The organism is Streptomyces incanus, from assembly GCF_042656345.1.
GTDB classification, from domain to species: Bacteria; Actinomycetota; Actinomycetes; order Streptomycetales; family Streptomycetaceae; genus Streptomyces; species Streptomyces incanus.
The window spans coordinates 1-16,619 of record NZ_JBHSPC010000057.1 but is presented as its reverse complement, the minus strand read 5'-3'; the positions used below and the strand labels follow the sequence as shown (position 1 = coordinate 16,619).

The following is a 16,619-nucleotide window of genomic DNA, read 5'->3' as shown; positions in this document are numbered from 1 at the left end:
CGAGGGGGCGGCCGGCCCGTCCGTTTCCGGGGCCGCGCCACCGCCTCACCCCGGGGCGAGCTCCGCCGCCTCCTCCGCGCAGCCCCGGGCCACGCTGACGCCCGCGCCGCCGTGGCCGTAGTCGTGCACCAGCGTCCGCCCGCCCGGGAGCGGTTCGCGTTCGATGCGGACGGTGTCGCGGGCGGGCCGCAGCCCCACCCGGTGCTCCAGGATCCGCGGCCCCGCGATCCGGGGCCGCGGCGCCGTGCACCGCCGCACGATCGCCTCGGCCCGAGCCGGATCCGGCTCCAGGGACCAGTCGTCCTCCCGCGCCGTACCGCCCAGCTTCAGGGCCTGTCCGGCGGATCATGCCGAAGACGCGGGGTCCGGCACGCCTTCCCCCCGGCTCCTCGAGCTGGAGTACCCCCAGCGGCGTCGTCGTCGGGTGCCGACTCCCCCGAGCCCTCGGCTTCTCTCCCCCACTCTCGGCTTCTCCCCCACTCCCGACTTCGCTCGAGCGGGGGACCCCCGTGAGCAGGGGGCACCCCCTGGCGTCGACACCCTCCTCCGCCGTGCGGCCGCACGCACCAGCCGCGCTCACCCCAGCCGGACGGATACCGCCCCTTGCCTTCGACTCGATCCGCCGCACAGGCCCTGGACAGGCCGCCCGGGCTGCGGAAAGACGTACGCCGTCGTCCCGTCGGCGCCCGCGGAGACCGTCCGGGTGCGGATCCCGGGGGTCTCCACCACCCACGACGTCTTCGACGGCGCCCTGGAACCGGGCCGCCACCGCGTCCCTCCGGACCCGAGGACGGTCAGGGGGGAGTCCTCCCTGGTGGCCCGCACCGCAGGGGCGGTCCTGACCACGGCGGTGCGGCGGTGAGCACCGGTGGCGGTGAGCGCGTACGGGGGAGACGCAAGCGGCCAGGCCCGGGGAGCGCGGTGGTCGGGGGAGGGCCGGAAACCTGGTGTCCGAGGGGTGACGCGCGAAGGCTAGGATCGGCGGTCTGATGACTGCCACCCTCGTCGCCAAGAACCTCTCCGCCGGCCATGGCGACCGCTCCCTGTTCAGCGGCCTCGACCTCGTCGTCGCCCCCGGCGACGTGATCGGCCTGGTCGGTGCCAACGGTGCCGGCAAGTCCACCCTGCTGCGCCTGCTCGCCGGGCTCACCGCGCCGGAACAGGGCGAGCTGCGGCTCTCCCCGCCCACGGCGACCGTCGGCCATCTCCCGCAGGAGCCGGAGCGCCGGCCCGGCGAGACCGTCCGGGACTTCCTGGCCCGCCGCACCGGTGTCGCCGAGGCCCAGCGGACGATGGACGAGGCGACCCAGGCCCTGGTCGACGGGGCGCCCGGTGCCGACGACGCGTACGCGGAAGCCCTGGAGCGCTGGCTGGCCCTCGGAGGCGCCGACCTCGACGAGCGCGCGGAGGAGGTCACCGCGTCCCTCGGCCTGACGGTCGGCCAGGACCAGCCGATGACGTCCCTCTCCGGTGGCCAGGCGGCCCGCGCCGGCCTCGCCTCCCTCCTTCTGTCCCGGTACGACGTCTTCCTCCTCGACGAGCCGACCAACGACCTCGACCTGGACGGCCTGGAGCGCCTCGAACACTTCGTCGGCGGTCTGCGCGCCGGGACGGTCGTGGTCAGCCACGACCGCGAGTTCCTCACCCGCACCGTCACCAAGGTCCTCGAACTCGACCTCGCCCAGCAGCGGATCAACCTCTACGGCGGCGGCTACGCGGCCTACCTGGAGGAACGGGAGGTGGCCCGCCGGCACGCCCGCGACGAGTACGAGGAGTACGCCGACAAGAAGTCCGCGCTCCAGGACCGGGCGCAGACACAGCGGTCCTGGATGGACAAGGGCGTCAAGAACGCGCGCCGCAAGGCGGGCAGCGACAACGACAAGATCGGCCGCAAGTTCCGCAGCGAGGCCAGCGAGAAGCAGGCCGCCAAGGCCCGCCAGACCCAGCGCATGATCGAACGCCTCGATGCGGTCGAGGAGCCGCGCAAGGAGTGGGAGCTGCGCATGGAGATCGCGGCGGCCCCGCGCTCCGGCGCGGTGGTGGCGACGCTGCGGGACGCCGAGGTACGGCGCGGCGACTTCGTCCTCGGGCCGGTCACCCTGCAGATCGACTGGGCGGACCGGGTCGCCGTCACGGGCGCCAACGGCGCCGGGAAATCCACCCTGCTGGGCGCCCTGCTGGGCCGCGTCCTGCTCGACGCAGGGCACGCCGCGCTCGGCTCGGGCGTGTTGCTCGGCGAGGTCGACCAGGCCCGCGCGCTGTTCCACGGCACCGAGGCCCTGCTCGACGCCTTCCGCGCCGGGGTCCCCGACACCGAACCGGCCGAGATCCGCACCCTGCTGGCCAAGTTCGGCCTCAAAGCGGACCATGTGATGCGTCCGGCGGTCACCCTCTCGCCGGGCGAACGCACCCGCGCCGCCCTCGCCCTCCTCCAGGGGCGGGGCGTCAACCTCCTCGTCCTCGACGAGCCGACCAACCACCTCGACCTGCCCGCCATCGAACAGCTCGAATCGGCCCTGGACTCCTACGAGGGCACCCTGCTCCTCGTCACCCACGACCGACGCATGCTCGACGCGGTGCACGTCACCCGCCGCCTGGAAGTGGCCGACGGCAAGGTCACCGAGCACTGACCGGTCACTGACCGAGCAAGGGCCGGGCCCGACCGACCGCCGAGCGGTGGCAGAACGGATTCCGCCGAGGGCGGACCGGCTTCGACCGAATCGTGTGCAGGGCTACGCGGACCGGAACGGACGCCCGGCCCCTCGCACCGCAGCGAAGGGACCGGGCAGCCGTCGGAGCCGACGCCAGATCAGGCACCCGTCCGGCGGATCATGCGGGAGACGCGGGGACCGGCACGCCCGTTCCGAACTCTTGGACGCGACGGGACCCCCGTGAACGAGGGCCCCACCGCGTCGGCCTTCGCTCCGCCCGCCCAACCCTTCGAGCGGGGCCCCGTGCGCGGGCCCGGCAGGCATAGAGGGTGTTTCGAAAGTCCCGCACAGCGCCCGCGGCACCCGGCACGCGCCCCCAAGCTCTCGGCTTCGCTCGAGCAGGGAGGTACCCCCTTCGCCGCACCGGCCGAAAGCCCAAGTACGTCCAGTACGAGGGCTTTCGTCCGGCACGCCGAGAGCACGCACCGAGCACCGCGGGCACCGCACAGGACTTTCGAAACACCCCCTAGCGCTTGCCCTTCTTCGGATCGACCAGTCCCGCCCGGCGCAGGGCGTCGGCCATCGCGCTGTTCGCCGGCGCGGCGGCCTGACGCGCGCCGCCGCTTCCGCGACCGCCGCCACCGCCTCCACCGCGGACCTGCCCCTGCCCCTGCCCCTGCCCCTGGCGCTGCTGCGGCGGGCGTGCCCCACCGCGCTGCCTGCGCTCGCCGGGGGCCTCGGTCTGCTCCGCGGCCTCGTCGTCCAGCCGCAGCGTCAGCGAGATCCGCTTGCGCGGAATGTCGATGTCGAGGACCTTCACCTTGACGATGTCGCCCGGCTTCACCACGTCCCGCGGGTCCTTGACGAACGTCCTCGACATCGCGGAGACGTGCACCAGACCGTCCTGGTGGACGCCGATGTCCACGAACGCGCCGAAGGCCGCCACATTTGTCACCACGCCCTCCAGAATCATCCCGGAGGCCAGGTCGGAGATCTTCTCCACGCCCTCCTTGAAGGCAGCGGTTTTGAACGCCGGCCGCGGGTCGCGCCCCGGCTTCTCCAGCTCCTTGAGGATGTCCGAGACGGTCGGCAGGCCGAACGTCTCGTCCACGAAGTCCTGCGGCCTCAGCGAGCGCAGCACTCCCGTGTTGCCGACCAGGGAGGCGACTTCCTCACCCGACTTCTGCACCATGCGCCGGACCACCGGATAGGCCTCCGGGTGCACGCTGGAGGCGTCCAGCGGGTCGCCGCCGCGGATCCGCAGGAAGCCCGCGCACTGCTCGTACGCCTTGGGGCCGAGCCGCGGCACCTTCTTCAGCTCGCGACGGGAGGCGAACGGCCCGTTGCCGTCCCGGTGGGCCACGATGTTCTCGGCGAGCCCGGAGGTGATGCCGGAGACCCGGGCGAGCAGCGGCGCGGACGCCGTGTTGACGTCCACCCCCACGCCGTTCACGCAGTCCTCCACCACCGCGTCCAGCGAGCGCGACAGCTTCACCTCGGACAGGTCGTGCTGGTACTGGCCGACGCCGATCGACTTCGGGTCGATCTTCACCAGCTCCGCCAGCGGGTCCTGGAGCCGGCGCGCGATCGACACCGCCCCGCGCAGCGACACGTCCATGTCCGGCAGCTCCTGCGAGGCGAACGCGGACGCCGAGTACACCGAGGCGCCCGCCTCGGACACCATCACCTTCGTCAGATTCAGCTCGGGGTGCCGGGTGATGAGATCGCCGGCGAGCCTGTCGGTCTCGCGGGACGCCGTACCGTTGCCGATCGCGATCAGCTCGACGGCGTGCTCCTTCGCGAGCCGGGCCAGCTTGGCGATCGACTCGTCCCACCGGTTCGCCGGGACGTGCGGGTGGATCACGTCGGTGGCGACGACCTTGCCCGTCGCGTCGACCACGGCGACCTTCACACCCGTACGGAAGCCCGGGTCGAGACCGAGCGTCGCGCGGGTACCGGCCGGAGCGGCGAGCAGCAGGTCGCGCAGATTCGTCGCGAACACCCGCACCGCCTCGTCCTCGGCCGCCGTACGCAGCCTCAGCCGCAGGTCGATGCCGAGATGCACCAGGATGCGCGTGCGCCACGCCCAGCGGACCGTGTCGAGCAGCCACTTGTCGGCGGGACGGCCCCGGTCGCCGATCCCGAACCGGTGGGCCACCGTGCCCTCGTACGAGGACGGGCCCTCCGTCGCCTCCTCCGGCTCCAGGACGAGGTCCAGGACCTCCTCCTTCTCACCGCGCAGCATCGCCAGGATCCGGTGCGAGGGCAGCTCGGTGAACGGCTCGGCGAAGTCGAAGTAGTCGGAGAACTTGGCACCCGCCTCCTCCTTGCCCTCACGCACCTTGGCGGCGAGCCGCCCGCGCACCCACATGCGCTCCCGCAGCTCGCCGATCAGGTCGGCGTCCTCCGAGAACCGCTCGGTGAGGATGGCCCGCGCGCCGTCCAGGGCGGCCTGCGGATCGGCGACACCCTTGCCGGCGTCCACGAACGCGGCGGCCGCGGCGAGGGGGTCGACACCCGGGTCCCCGAGCAGCCCGTCCGCCAGCGGTTCGAGCCCCGCCTCCCGCGCGATCTGCGCCTTGGTACGCCGCTTGGGTTTGTACGGCAGGTAGATGTCCTCCAGGCGCGCCTTGGTCTCCGCGCCCCGGATCCGCGCCTCGAGCTCCTCGGTGAGCTTGCCCTGCTCGCGCACCGACTCCAGGATCGCCGTACGACGCTCCTCGAGCTCCCGCAGATAGCGCAGCCGCTCCTCGAGCGTGCGCAGCTGCGCATCGTCGAGCATCTCGGTGGCTTCCTTGCGGTAGCGGGCGATGAAGGGCACCGTCGAACCGCCGTCGAGCAGCTCCACGGCGGCCCTGACCTGCCGCTCCTGTACGCCGAGCTCCCCGGCGATCCTGCCTTCGATGGACCCTTGGAGGGGTGTCGTCACGATCCCGTACCGCCTTCTTCGCTGAGGTTGCGCGGCAATTGTGGCAGGTGACGCCGACAATCGGGGATCAGGGCGGCGACTCGCCGGGCGGCGGTGCGCGCCGGGTCAGGCGCGCCGTCCCCGGCCCGCCGACGAGGCACCCCCGAACAGCCGGGCCAGCGCCCGGAACGGCAGTGTCACGACGGTGGCGACGGCGCCGCCGATCTGACGCAGGACATCCGCGATGGCACGCAACACGTGTCTCCTCCCTCGGTTTTCCCTCCGTCCCGGCCGGACGGAGGGAGTGGCCTCCGGGTACCTCGTCAAGGCTTCGGCATGCCCGCTCGCTGCGGACGCCGTACCCTACCGCCGTCCCGGCAGGCTCCAGTTGAACCGGGGCGGCCTTCGTTCCAGGAAGGCGGCGACCCCCTCCGCCGTGTCGCCGTCGTCCTGTGCCTGACCGCTCCAGTGGGCGTCACGATCGGTGCGCCCGTTCGCGAACTCCTTCGCCGCGACCTGGGTCAGCTGCGAACGCGAGGCAAGGATCGCGGTGAACTCCACGACCCGCCGGTCCAGTCCGCCCGCGGGCAGCACCTCGTCGACCAGCCCCGTACGCAGCGCCCGCGCGGTGTCGATCAGCTCGCCGGAGAACAGCAGGTACTTGGCGGCGGAGGGCCCCACCAGCGACACCAGCCGCCGGGTGGAGGAGGCCGGGTAGACGATCCCGAGCCGGGCCGGGGTCACCCCGAACACCGCTCCCTCCTGCGCGAACCGCAGATCGCAGGCCGCCGCCAACTGCGCCCCGCCGCCGACGCAGTGTCCCCGGACCGCCGCGAGCGTCGGTTTGGGGAACGCGGCGAGCGCCTCCTCGGCCGCCACGGCGAGCTGCTGTGCCTCCCGCGGCGATCCCTTGAGCGTGGAGATGTCGGCCCCGGCGCAGAACGTCCCGCCCTCGCCGGTGAGCACCAGCGCCCGCACCCCGGCGTCGTCCGCCAGCGCGTCGAGCAGCGGTGGCAGCGCGCGCCACATCGCGGTCGTCATGGCGTTGCGCTTCGCCGGATGGCGGATGACGACCGTGGCGACCGATTCGGTGACGCTGTGCGACAGCTGCGGCTCCATGCGCCGGATGCTATCCGCCCCGGGCGGGGCGCTGATCAACAGGAGCGCGTGAAGCGTTACGCGACACCGGGGGCAGGGAGAACGACCGGGAACGGACGGCGAGGAGGCAGACATGGCCAAGCCCACCGAACCGCGAGGCGGCCAAGCTGAAGAGCGGCTTCAGGTGGCTCGCCGCACTCGGCGTGACCCTGGTCATCGCCGGCCTCGTCGGTCTCGTCCGCACCGGCGTCGCCCCTCTGACGGCGATGGTGCTGTTCGGCCGGCTGCCGCTGATCGGTGGCGTGGTCTCGCTGCTGCACGCCGTCCAGGCCCGGCACAGCGACTTCTTCCGGCTCGCTGTGATCGTCGCGGCACTGGACATCGCGGCCGGCGTGGTGGTCCTGCGCACACCGGAGGCGGCGGCCGAGGCGCTGACCGTGTTCGCCGCGCTGCTGTTCCTCACCGGCGGACCGTTCCGCCTGGTGGGCAGCATGGTGGTGCGCGGTCCGCAGTTCGGCGTGACGCTCCCGCAGGGTGTTCTGGGCCCCCTCCTAAGAATCCTGGTGCCGGTCGCCTGGCCGAGCAGCGGGCGGTACGTGATCGGCACCTTCCTCTCGCTCAGCCCGCTCTTCGACGGCCTCGGCCCGATCGCCACCGGCTACGGCGGGCGCAGGAGCGTGGACATGGTCTCCGACCGGCTGACGGGCCCGGAGAGCACCGGGCCCGGCGCCAAACCCGTACAACCCGAATAGTCCACCGACGCGACACCGGGCAGACAGAAACAGTCCCGCAACCAACCACGGCATACGTCAACGGTCAGAAACACTCGATATCCGCTGACTTCTGTTCAGCGCTGCGGTGTGACGCGCATAGTTACCAACACTCGACGTGTGGTGACAATCGAGCGTGAGGATGGCGACCGGACGATGGACGACCAGGGGCGCGGGCCCGGCTCACGCCCGGAGGACGGGGAGAGACCCACCGAGGCGGAGGCCGCACCACCGCGCTCGGCACCGCTGCCGTACGAAGGCGTCTGGCGGTTCACCGCCCCCGCTGCCGACGCCTCGGTCCCGCAGGCGCGCCACGCCGTACGGGACCTGCTGCTGCGCCAGGGTGTGCCGGTCGCCGACGACATCGTCCAGGGGCTGCTGCTGATCGTGTCGGAACTGGTCACCAACGCCGTACGGCACGCGGCACTGCTCTCCCCGATGCTTGCCGTCGAGGTCGCCGTCGGTGCCGAGTGGGTCCGGGTGTCCGTGGAGGACAACCACCCCTACCGCCCGACCGCCCTGGAGGCGGACCACGGCCGCACCGGCGGCCGCGGACTGCTCCTGGTGCGCGAGATCACCCGCGAGTCGAACGGCATGTGCGACATCGAGCACACCGCGAGCGGTGGAAAGGTGATCTGGGCCGCCCTGCCGCTCAAGCCCGCGCGGGTCTGACGACCGCACGCGCACACGCTCCGACGGTCCCGACCGACGGCAGGCCCGACGCTCAAACGCAGGCGGAGCCGCAACCGGCCCCCGCGCGGTCACCAGCCCGCCGACGGTCCCGTCAGCTCCCGGACCGCCGGGCGGACAGCGTCCAGCACGGTCATGAACCATGCCGAGAAGGTGTCCTCGGCATGGCGCCGGACCAGCTCGTCCGGGGTCACGAACGCCGTGGACGCCACCTCCTCGGGATCCACCCGCAGCGGTGCCTGCACCATGCCGACGAACAGGTGGTTGTACTCCTGCTCGATCAGACCGGAGGCCGGGTCCGGGTGGTTGTAGCGCACCGTGCCCGCCTCGGCGAGCAGCGACGGGGACAGCCCCAGCTCCTCGAAGGTCCGCCGGGCCGCCGCCGCGAACGGCGCCTCACCGGGGTAGGGGTGCCCGCAGCAGGTGTTGGACCACACACCGGGGGAGTGGTACTTGCCCAGCGCCCGCTGCTGGATCAGCAGCCGCCCGCGCTCGTCGAAGAGGAACACCGAGAACGCCCGGTGCAGCTGCCCCGGGGGCTGATGGGCGGCGAGCTTCTCCGCGGTGCCGATCGTCACGCCGTCTTCGTCGACCAGCTCCAGCAGAATCGCCTCGGCGGCACCGCTCGACGGGTCGTGCGTCGCGGTGGCAGGTGTGATCGGCATACCCATCCTTCATTCGGTCTTCGCACCCCAAGTCTGCCGCACGAATCCGGCACTCCCGGCACCCCCGCACCGCCCGCATGTCCCGCGGGCGGTCCGGCCCGCGGCCGGCGCGGGCCGCGGGCCGGAAGAGGGGCCCGGTGGAGGATCTGCCCGGACCGGCGGCGGGAGAACCGCGAGGAGCGGGGGCGCCATGGGGAAAGGACGCCGGTACGGGGGCGGAAGGGTGCTCCTCCCGGCGCACGAATACCGGCCTCACGCCCCAGTGGCGCCTCCCGCCCCAGCCGCACCCCGCACGCACCGTCGTCACGTCACGGCGCGGTGCGTCGCCATGTCACTCGGCCGGCCCCCGCAGCCGGGCGCCGTCTCAGTGGCAGAGCCGCGCCTCGTGCTCCGCGTGACCGCGCGGTTCCAGCTGGAAGGTGCAGTGCTCCACGTCGAAGTGGTCGCCCAGACAGCTCTGCAGCTCGTGCAGCATCTTCTCGTGCCCGATGGCGCTGAGTACCTCGGGACTGACGACCACGTGCGCGGAGAGCACCGGCATGCCCGAGGTGATGGTCCAGGCGTGCAGATCGTGCACGTCCTCGACGCCTTGCGTGCCCAGGATGTGCGCCCGGACCTGGGCCATGTCCACGCCCTTGGGCGCCGCCTCCAGCAGGACGTCCAGGGTCTCGCGCAGCAGCTTGAAGGCGCGGGGCACGATCAGCAAGGCGATCACGAGGGAGGCTATCGGGTCGGCGGCCATCCAGCCGGTCGCCACGATGACCAGCGCCGAGACGATCACCGCGACCGAGCCGAACGCGTCGGCGGCCACCTCCAGGAACGCCCCGCGCACGTTCAGGCTCTCCTTCTGCCCGCGCATCAGCAGCGTCAGCGACACCAAGTTGGCGACCAGGCCGATCGCGCCGAAGACCAGTGTCAGCCCGCCCTCGGTGCCGGCCGGTGCGACGAACCGCTGGATCGCCTCGTACAGCACGTAGCCGCCCACCCCGAGCAGCAGCAGGCAGTTCGCGAGCGCCGCGAGTATCTCCGCGCGGGCGTAGCCGAAGGTGCGGCGCTCGCTCGGCGGGCGGTTCGCGAAATGGATCGCCAGCAGGGCCATGCCGAGCCCCAGCGCGTCCGTCGCCATGTGCGCCGCGTCGGCGACGAGGGCGAGCGAGTCGGCCAGCAGACCGCCGATGATCTCGACGACCATGACACCGAGCGTGATCGCCAGCGCCGCCCGCAGCCTGCCGCGGTACGCCGCGCTCGCCGTACCGCCGGCGGGCGCGCCGTGCGCGTGCCCGTGATCGTGCCCAGCCCCCATGAAAGCCGTCCCTCCATGACTCGTCCGGATCACAGTGAACTACGGGCCGGGGGTATGGGGCAACGCGGCACTGAACACCGTTGTCATGTGCCGTGACCTGCAGAAACGGTTCGCAGGTCAGATAGGCTCGGGGCGGTGTGCGCATCGCCTGGACAGCCCGGTCGGCGGCGCCGGCCGGCCACGGACACGGGTGCCGCCGGGCGTCGGACCGGCCTCACTGTGCGCAGGGGCCAGGGCGCAGGGCGTGACCTCCGTGATGAGATCCACACCGGGCTTGCCGTGTGCGACCGCCGGCGCGGAGAGCGGGGAGCGCCCGCCGTCACGGCGCCCGGAGCGGGGCGGGAGGGCCCTCCTCCTCCCCGGCGGTACGGTGTGGGCCGGGCCGCCCGCTCGGGGCCTCCGCCGGGCTGCCCGCGGACCTCGATACGGACATTGCGCTGGTCAGAGGTCGGCAACCCGCCCCCTGGCGGCGATCATGGCCCGCCTCGTACGCGTCCCGGGGCAAACGCCTTCACCGGCGATGGGGCCTGCCCCGGTGGCCCTGCCCGCGCCGGGCGGAGCCCTGCCGAGTGATGCCCGGTATTCGCCTCAATGCCCCTTCTGGGTAGGCGGTTTGTGGGCCGGCCCCGCTATCCCCGATGATGATCGCGGCAGGGACGCAGGTGAAACCACAACGATCCAACCGTCGAACGGGCGGTGAACGCGGGTTCAGGGGCATCCGCTAACCTCAGCCGACATGCCGCCCGGAGGCCCCGTACGGCCGCCCCCCATCATGTACACGACCGGCGTGGACGCGTCGGTATCCAGGGAGTGAGATTCGGTTGTCGACCGCCATCCTCACCGGTCAGCCGGTTCCGGGTTCGTCGCTCGAGGCGGACCTGCGTTCCCTCGGCTTCGACGTGCGGATCGCGTCCGGCACCTCGGCGACCGAGACCCTGCTCGCCGAGGTGCCCGCCGGACAGCGGGTCGCCGTCGTCGATGCCCGGTTCGTGGGCCATGAGCACGCGCTGCGCCTTGGCCTCACCGACCCCCGCTTCCCGCTCGCCGCGATCCCCGGTGCCGTCACCGCCCAGCCGGCCGCGCGCCAGGCCCTGACCCGCGCGATGGCCCGCGCGACGGCCCGCGAGGACACCGTGGGCTCCGAGAGCACTGCGGCCTCCGAGAGCACCGCGGTCTCCGGGACCGCTGCCACCACCGAGGCCGAGACCGGCGAGACCGCCTCCGGCGGGACCCCGACCCTCACCGGCACCACCCTCACCGGCACCTTCTCCGACCGCATCGTCGCCGCCCTGAGCGCCGACGGAAGCGACCCGCACCGCCCCGACCTCGGCAGTCTTGTCGCCACCGTCCCCGACGACCCGCAGGCCCGCAACGAGGCCCGGCAGGCCGTCGCCGCGGTGGACGACGAGGCCGTCCGGCTGAAGTCGGCCGTCAAGGCCCGTGACGGCTTCTTCACCACCTACTGCATCAGCCCGTACTCCCGCTACATCGCCCGCTGGTGCGCCCGGCGCGGACTGACCCCCAACCAGGTCACCACCGCGTCCCTGCTCACCGCGCTCATAGCGGCCGCCTGCGCCGCCACCGGCACCCGTCCAGGCTTCGTCGCCGCCGGTGTCCTGCTCCTCGCCTCCTTCGTGCTGGACTGCACCGACGGCCAGCTCGCCCGCTACTCCCTGCAGTACTCCACCCTCGGCGCCTGGCTCGACGCCACCTTCGACCGGGCCAAGGAGTACGCCTACTACGCGGGCCTCGCCCTCGGCGCGGCCCGCGGCGGCGACGACGTATGGGTCCTCGCCCTCGGGGCGATGGTCCTGCAGACCTGCCGGCACGTCGTGGACTTCTCCTTCAACGAGGCGAACGTCGACAGCACTGCCGCCACCGCCGACACCAGTCCCACCGCCGCTCTCTCCGGCAAGCTCGACAGCGTCGGCTGGACGGTCTGGGCGCGCCGCATGATCGTCCTCCCGATCGGCGAGCGCTGGGCCATGATCGCCGTTCTCACGGCCCTCACGACCCCCCGCATCACCTTCTCCGCCCTGCTGATCGGCTGCGCCTTCGCGGCGACGTACACCACGGCCGGCCGTGTCCTGCGCTCCCTCACCCGCAAGGCCCGCAGGACCGACCGCGCGGCGCGCGCCCTCGCGGACCTCGCCGACACCGGACCGCTCGCCGAACGCATCGCCGGGGCGCTGAGGCCCACCGCGCGGCGCCTGCCCGGGTTCACCGCCCCCGCCGTCGCCCTGCTCGGCGGCGCCGCCGTCGTCGCCACGGCCGCGCTGACCGGGTTCGGCGGACCGTGGCCCGTCCTCGCCGCCCTCCTGTACGTCCTGACCTCCGCCCTGGCCGTCGCCCGCCCCCTCAAGGGCCCCCTCGACTGGCTGGTCCCGCCGTTCCTCCGCGCCGCCGAGTACGGCACCGTCCTGGTGCTGGCGGCAGGCGCCGAGGTGAACGGAGCGCTTCCGGCCGCCTACGGTCTGGTGGCCGCCGTCGCCTACCATCACTACGACACGGTCTACCGCATCCGTGGCGACGCGGGCGCGCCCCCGCCCTGGCTGGTGCGGGCGATCGGAGGGCACGAGGGCCGCACCCTGGTGGTCGTCGTCCTGGCCGCCCTGCTCACCGCCTCGCAGTTCGCCGTCGCGCTCACGGTGCTCGCCGTGGCCGTGGCCCTGCTGGTGCTCTTCGAGAGCATCCGTTTCTGGGTGGCCGCCCACCGGGGCGGCGCACCCGCCGTACACGATGAAGGAGAACCCGCATGATCGGCCTCGTGCTGGCGGCCGGCGCCGGCCGGCGTCTGCGCCCCTACACCGACACCCTGCCCAAGGCACTGGTGCCGGTGGGGCCCGCGGGCATAGAGGGCGAACCGACGGTTCTGGACCTCACCCTCGGCAACTTCGCGGAGATCGGCCTGACCGAGGCCGCCGTCATCGTCGGCTACCGCAAGGAGACCGTGTACGAGCGCAAGGCGGCCCTGGAGCAGAAGTACGGGATCCGACTCACCCTCATCGACAACGACAAGGCCGAGGAGTGGAACAACGCCTACTCCCTGTGGTGCGGCCGGGACGCCCTCAAGGACGGCGTGATCCTCGCCAACGGCGACACCGTGCACCCGGTCTCCGTCGAGAAGACGCTCCTCGCCGCCCGCGGCGAGGGCAGGCGGATCATCCTCGCCCTCGACACCGTGAAGTCCCTCGCGGACGAGGAGATGAAGGTCGTCGTCGACCCCGGCAAGGGCATGACGAGGATCACCAAGCTCATGGACCCCGCCGAGGCCACCGGCGAGTACATCGGCGTCACCCTCATCGAGGGCGACGCCGCCCCCGCGCTGGCCGACGCGCTGAAGACCGTGTGGGAGACCGACCCGCAGCAGTTCTACGAGCACGGCTACCAGGAACTGGTGAACCGCGGCTTCCGGATCGACGTGGCGCCGATAGGCGACGTCGACTGGGTGGAGATCGACAACCACGACGATCTCGCCCGTGGACGGGAGATCGCATGCCAGTACTGACCCGGCTCATCCCCTCCCCGCTCGTCGTCGACATCCGCCCCGGTGCCCTCGACGACCTGGGCGAGGTTCTCGCCGACGAGCGCATCGCACAGTCCGGCCGGCTCGCCGTCGCCGTCAGCGGCGGCTCCGGCGCCGGACTGCGCGAGCGGCTCTCCCCGTCGCTGCCCGGCGCCACCTGGTACGAGGTCGGTGGCGGCACCCTCGACGACGCGGTCCGGCTGGCCGGCGCCATAAAGGCCGGCCACTACGACGCCATCGTCGGACTGGGCGGCGGCAAGATCATCGACTGCGCCAAGTTCGCCGCGGCACGCGTCGGCCTTCCGCTGGTCGCCGTACCGACGAATCTCGCGCACGACGGCCTGTGCTCGCCGGTCGCCACCCTCGACAACGACGCGGGCCGCGGCTCCTACGGCGTGCCGAACCCGATCGCGGTCGTCATCGACCTCGACATCATCCGGAACGCCCCGGCGCGCTTCGTACGCGCCGGGATCGGCGACGCCGTCTCCAACATCTCCGCCGTCGCGGACTGGGAACTGGCCTGCAGGGTCAAGGGCCAGCGGATCGACGGGCTCGCCGCCGCCATGGCCCGGCAGGCCGGCGAGTCCGTGCTGCGCCACCCCGGAGGCATCGGCGACAACGACTTCCTCCAGGTGCTCGCCGAGGCACTGGTCCTCAGCGGCATCGCCATGTCGGTGTCCGGCGACTCGCGGCCGTCCTCCGGGGCCTGCCACGAGATCAACCACGCCTTCGACCTGCTCCACCCCAAGCGGGCCGCCGCCCACGGAGAGCAGTGCGGCCTGGGCGCGGCCTTCGCGATGTACCTGCGCGGCGCGCACGACGAGTCGGTGTACATGGCCGAAGTACTGCGCCGGCACGGACTCCCGGTACTGCCTCAGGAGATCGGCTTCACGACGGAGGAGTTCGTCAAAGTCGTCGAATTCGCCCCCGAGACCCGTCCCGGCCGCTTCACGATCCTCGAACATCTCGACCTGAAGACCGAACAGATCAAGGATGTCTACGCCGACTATGTCAAGGCCATCGGTAGCTGAACTCCGTCCGGTCGTCCACCCCGCGGGGGTGAAGGACCGGCGCAGCGGTGAGCACTGGATGGGGCGCCTCTACATGCGTGAGGTGTCCCTGCGGGTGGACCGCTACCTGGTGAACACCAGGGTCACGCCCAACCAGCTCACGTATCTGATGACCGTCTTCGGCGTCCTCGCCGCCCCGGCCCTGCTGGTGCCGGGGATCACGGGGGCGGTCCTCGGCCTGGTCATGGTGCAGCTGTACCTGCTGCTGGACTGCGTGGACGGCGAGGTCGCCCGCTGGAAGCAGCAGTTCTCGCTCAGCGGGGTCTACCTCGACCGGGTCGGCGCCTACCTGTGCGACGCGGCCGTCCTCGTCGGTCTGGGCCTGCGCGCCGCCGACCTGTGGGGCACCGGCCGCATCGACTGGCTCTGGGCCTTCCTCGGCACCCTGGCCGCCCTCGGCGCCATCCTGATCAAGGCCGAGACCGACCTGGTGGGTGTGGCCCGCCACCAGGGCGGACTGCCGCCGGTCAAGGAGGCCGCCGCCGAGCCGCGCTCCTCCGGCATGGCGCTGGCCCGCCGGGCCGCCGGAGCCCTGAAGTTCCACCGGCTGATCCTCGGGATGGAGGCGTCGCTGCTGATCGTGGTCCTCGCGATCGCCGACGCCGCCCGGGGCGACCTGTTCTTCACCCGCCTGGGTGTCGCCGTCCTCGCCGGGATAGCCCTGCTCCAGACTGTGCTGCACCTGGTGTCCGTCCTCGCCTCGAGCAGGCTGAGGTGACCGCTGTGGGATCCTCCCTCAAGGTCGGCGCGGTGATCATCACCATGGGCAACCGCCCCGACGAGCTGCGCGCCCTGCTCGACTCGATCGCCAAGCAGGACGGCGACCCGGTCCGGGTCGCCGTCGTCGGCAACGGCTCGCCCGTCCCGGAGGTCCCCGACGGCGTACGCACCGTCGAGCTGCCGGAGAACCTCGGCATCCCCGGCGGCCGCAACGTCGGCATCGAGGCGTTCGGCCCGGGCGGCCAGGACGTCGACATCCTGCTGTTCCTCGACGACGACGGCCTCCTGGCCCACCACGACACCGCCGAGCTGTGCCGCCGGGCGTTCGACGCCGACCCGGAGCTCGGCATCATCAGCTTCCGCATCGCCGACCCGGAGACCGGCAGCACCCAGCGCCGCCACGTGCCCCGGCTGCGCGCCGCCGACCCGATGCGCTCCTCCCGGGTGACCACCTTCCTCGGCGGCGCCAACGCCGTACGCACCCGGGTCTTCGCCGACGTCGGAGGGCTGCCCGACGCGTTCTTCTACGCGCACGAGGAGACCGACCTGGCCTGGCGGGCCCTCGACGCGGGCTGGATGATCGACTACCGGTCCGACATGGTGCTGTACCACCCGGCCACCGCCCCCTCGCGGCACGCGGTCTACCACCGCATGGTCGCCCGCAACCGCGTCTGGCTGGCCCGTCGCAACCTTCCCGCGCCCCTGGTCCCGCTCTATCTGGGCGCCTGGATGCTGCTCACCCTGCTCCGCAGGCCCTCCCGTTCGGCCCTCAAGGCCTGGTTCGGCGGTTTCCGGGAGGGATGGACCACCCCCTGCGGCCCGCGCCGGCCCATGAGGTGGCGTACGGTGTGGCGGCTGACCCGGCTGGGCCGGCCCCCTGTCATCTGACAAGCTCGTGTCCGGAACATCGGGGCCGCACCCAGGCTCCCCGGCACATGCCGGGTCCGTACGGGCCCGGCATCTCGAAGAGGGAAAGCTTTCACCAGTGAGTGAGACAACGCACGACGGCACGGTCGCGGTCAGCGCGCCCGCGCCGCCCGACGAGGGCCTCACGGCGGCCGAGCTCGCCGCCAAGTACGGGCTGACGGTGAGTGGTGCCCGGCCGTCGCTCGTCGAGTACGTCCGTCAGCTCTGGGGACGCCGGCACTTCATCCTCACGTTCTCCCGGGCGAAGCTGACCGCGCAGTACAGCCAGGCGAAGCTGGGCCAGCTCTGGCA

The 16,619-nt window shown here is 72.4% G+C and carries 14 protein-coding genes and 2 pseudogenes; 10 read left to right on the top strand and 6 right to left on the bottom strand.

Annotated elements, in window-relative coordinates:
• Positions 1–45: 45 nt before the first annotated feature.
• Positions 46–330: pseudogene (locus ACFP2V_RS20250) on the bottom strand (FAD-dependent oxidoreductase); the annotation flags it as partial.
• Between the two features lie 373 nt (positions 331–703).
• Here ACFP2V_RS20250 and ACFP2V_RS20245 point away from each other — a divergent pair.
• Together ACFP2V_RS20245 and ACFP2V_RS20240 are read left to right on the top strand one after the other, a co-directional pair.
• A complete protein-coding gene (locus tag ACFP2V_RS20245) occupies positions 704–862 on the top strand; it encodes a hypothetical protein (RefSeq protein WP_381214107.1) in 159 nt (52 codons plus the stop codon).
• A 127-nt stretch (positions 863–989) separates the two neighbouring features.
• Positions 990–2,630 carry an ABC-F family ATP-binding cassette domain-containing protein gene (locus tag ACFP2V_RS20240; RefSeq protein WP_381214105.1) on the top strand — a complete coding sequence of 547 codons (1,641 nt, stop codon included), beginning with the start codon at positions 990–992 and terminating at the stop codon, positions 2,628–2,630.
• Between the two features lie 547 nt (positions 2,631–3,177).
• Here the strand turns inward: ACFP2V_RS20240 and ACFP2V_RS20235 are convergent.
• The 3 genes from ACFP2V_RS20235 to ACFP2V_RS20225 all read right to left on the bottom strand — a co-directional run bounded on the left by ACFP2V_RS20235 (position 3,178) and on the right by ACFP2V_RS20225 (position 6,678).
• The gene (locus tag ACFP2V_RS20235; RefSeq protein ID WP_381214102.1) at positions 3,178–5,580 is read right to left on the bottom strand and encodes a Tex family protein; all 2,403 of its coding nucleotides are present in this window, start codon (positions 5,578–5,580) and stop codon (positions 3,178–3,180) included.
• A gap of 105 nt (positions 5,581–5,685) precedes the next feature.
• On the bottom strand, positions 5,686–5,817 hold the full coding sequence (locus tag ACFP2V_RS20230) for an LPFR motif small protein (RefSeq protein ID WP_381214099.1): 132 nt from the start codon (positions 5,815–5,817) through the stop codon (positions 5,686–5,688).
• Positions 5,818–5,922: 105 nt separating this feature from the next.
• Positions 5,923–6,678, bottom strand: coding sequence for an enoyl-CoA hydratase/isomerase family protein (locus ACFP2V_RS20225; protein WP_381214097.1), 756 nt, complete (start codon positions 6,676–6,678; stop codon positions 5,923–5,925).
• Positions 6,679–6,824: 146 nt separating this feature from the next.
• On the opposite strand from ACFP2V_RS20225, the gene ACFP2V_RS20220 reads away from it, so the two are divergent.
• Both ACFP2V_RS20220 and ACFP2V_RS20215 read left to right on the top strand, forming a co-directional pair.
• Complete coding sequence (locus tag ACFP2V_RS20220) at positions 6,825–7,409, top strand: HdeD family acid-resistance protein (RefSeq protein WP_381214295.1); 585 nt, start codon at positions 6,825–6,827, stop codon at positions 7,407–7,409.
• A 174-nt stretch (positions 7,410–7,583) separates the two neighbouring features.
• Positions 7,584–8,099, top strand: a complete 516-nt coding sequence (locus ACFP2V_RS20215; RefSeq protein WP_381214292.1) for an ATP-binding protein — start codon at positions 7,584–7,586, stop codon at positions 8,097–8,099.
• A gap of 89 nt (positions 8,100–8,188) precedes the next feature.
• Here the strand turns inward: ACFP2V_RS20215 and idi are convergent, their stop codons facing one another.
• Both idi and ACFP2V_RS20205 read right to left on the bottom strand, forming a co-directional pair.
• Entirely contained in the window at positions 8,189–8,782 is a 594-nt protein-coding gene (idi, locus tag ACFP2V_RS20210) for an isopentenyl-diphosphate Delta-isomerase (RefSeq protein ID WP_381214094.1), read from the bottom strand.
• A gap of 364 nt (positions 8,783–9,146) precedes the next feature.
• Positions 9,147–10,085, bottom strand: a complete 939-nt coding sequence (locus ACFP2V_RS20205) for a cation diffusion facilitator family transporter (protein WP_381214092.1) — start codon at positions 10,083–10,085, stop codon at positions 9,147–9,149.
• 821 nt (positions 10,086–10,906) lie between these two features.
• On the opposite strand from ACFP2V_RS20205, the gene ACFP2V_RS20200 reads away from it, so the two are divergent.
• The 6 genes and pseudogenes from ACFP2V_RS20200 to ACFP2V_RS20175 all read left to right on the top strand — a co-directional run.
• Positions 10,907–12,844 (top strand): DUF5941 domain-containing protein, encoded by a 1,938-nt coding sequence (locus tag ACFP2V_RS20200; protein ID WP_381214089.1) that lies wholly within the window; start codon positions 10,907–10,909, stop codon positions 12,842–12,844.
• Positions 12,841–13,593: a phosphocholine cytidylyltransferase family protein gene (locus ACFP2V_RS20195; protein WP_381214086.1), complete on the top strand. Its 753-nt coding sequence runs from the start codon at positions 12,841–12,843 to the stop codon at positions 13,591–13,593. Before ACFP2V_RS20200 ends, ACFP2V_RS20195 begins: the two co-directional genes overlap by 4 nt.
• Entirely contained in the window at positions 13,581–14,642 is a 1,062-nt protein-coding gene (locus ACFP2V_RS20190) for an iron-containing alcohol dehydrogenase family protein (protein ID WP_381214083.1), read from the top strand. The genes ACFP2V_RS20195 and ACFP2V_RS20190 overlap by 13 nt, the downstream gene beginning before the upstream one ends.
• Complete coding sequence (locus tag ACFP2V_RS20185) at positions 14,620–15,399, top strand: CDP-alcohol phosphatidyltransferase family protein (protein WP_381214080.1); 780 nt, start codon at positions 14,620–14,622, stop codon at positions 15,397–15,399. The genes ACFP2V_RS20190 and ACFP2V_RS20185 overlap by 23 nt, the downstream gene beginning before the upstream one ends.
• A 44-nt stretch (positions 15,400–15,443) precedes the next feature.
• Positions 15,444–16,289, top strand: a complete 846-nt coding sequence (locus tag ACFP2V_RS20180) for a glycosyltransferase family 2 protein (RefSeq protein ID WP_381214289.1) — start codon at positions 15,444–15,446, stop codon at positions 16,287–16,289.
• Positions 16,290–16,386: 97 nt separating this feature from the next.
• Positions 16,387–16,619, top strand: a pseudogene (locus tag ACFP2V_RS20175) (ABC transporter permease); the annotation flags it as partial.

Coding starts and splice junctions, on each gene's coding strand:
- ACFP2V_RS20240 (WP_381214105.1), top strand. CDS start 990: ATGACTGCCACCCTCGTCGCCAAGAACCTCTCCGCCGGCCATGGCGAC.
- ACFP2V_RS20190 (WP_381214083.1), top strand. CDS start 13,581: ATGCCAGTACTGACCCGGCTCATCCCCTCCCCGCTCGTCGTCGACATC.
- ACFP2V_RS20185 (WP_381214080.1), top strand. CDS start 14,620: ATGTCAAGGCCATCGGTAGCTGAACTCCGTCCGGTCGTCCACCCCGCG.
- ACFP2V_RS20225 (WP_381214097.1), bottom strand. CDS start 6,678: ATGGAGCCGCAGCTGTCGCACAGCGTCACCGAATCGGTCGCCACGGTC.
- ACFP2V_RS20215 (WP_381214292.1), top strand. CDS start 7,584: ATGGACGACCAGGGGCGCGGGCCCGGCTCACGCCCGGAGGACGGGGAG.
- ACFP2V_RS20205 (WP_381214092.1), bottom strand. CDS start 10,085: ATGGGGGCTGGGCACGATCACGGGCACGCGCACGGCGCGCCCGCCGGC.
- ACFP2V_RS20195 (WP_381214086.1), top strand. CDS start 12,841: ATGATCGGCCTCGTGCTGGCGGCCGGCGCCGGCCGGCGTCTGCGCCCC.
- ACFP2V_RS20180 (WP_381214289.1), top strand. CDS start 15,444: ATGGGCAACCGCCCCGACGAGCTGCGCGCCCTGCTCGACTCGATCGCC.
- idi (WP_381214094.1), bottom strand. CDS start 8,782: ATGCCGATCACACCTGCCACCGCGACGCACGACCCGTCGAGCGGTGCC.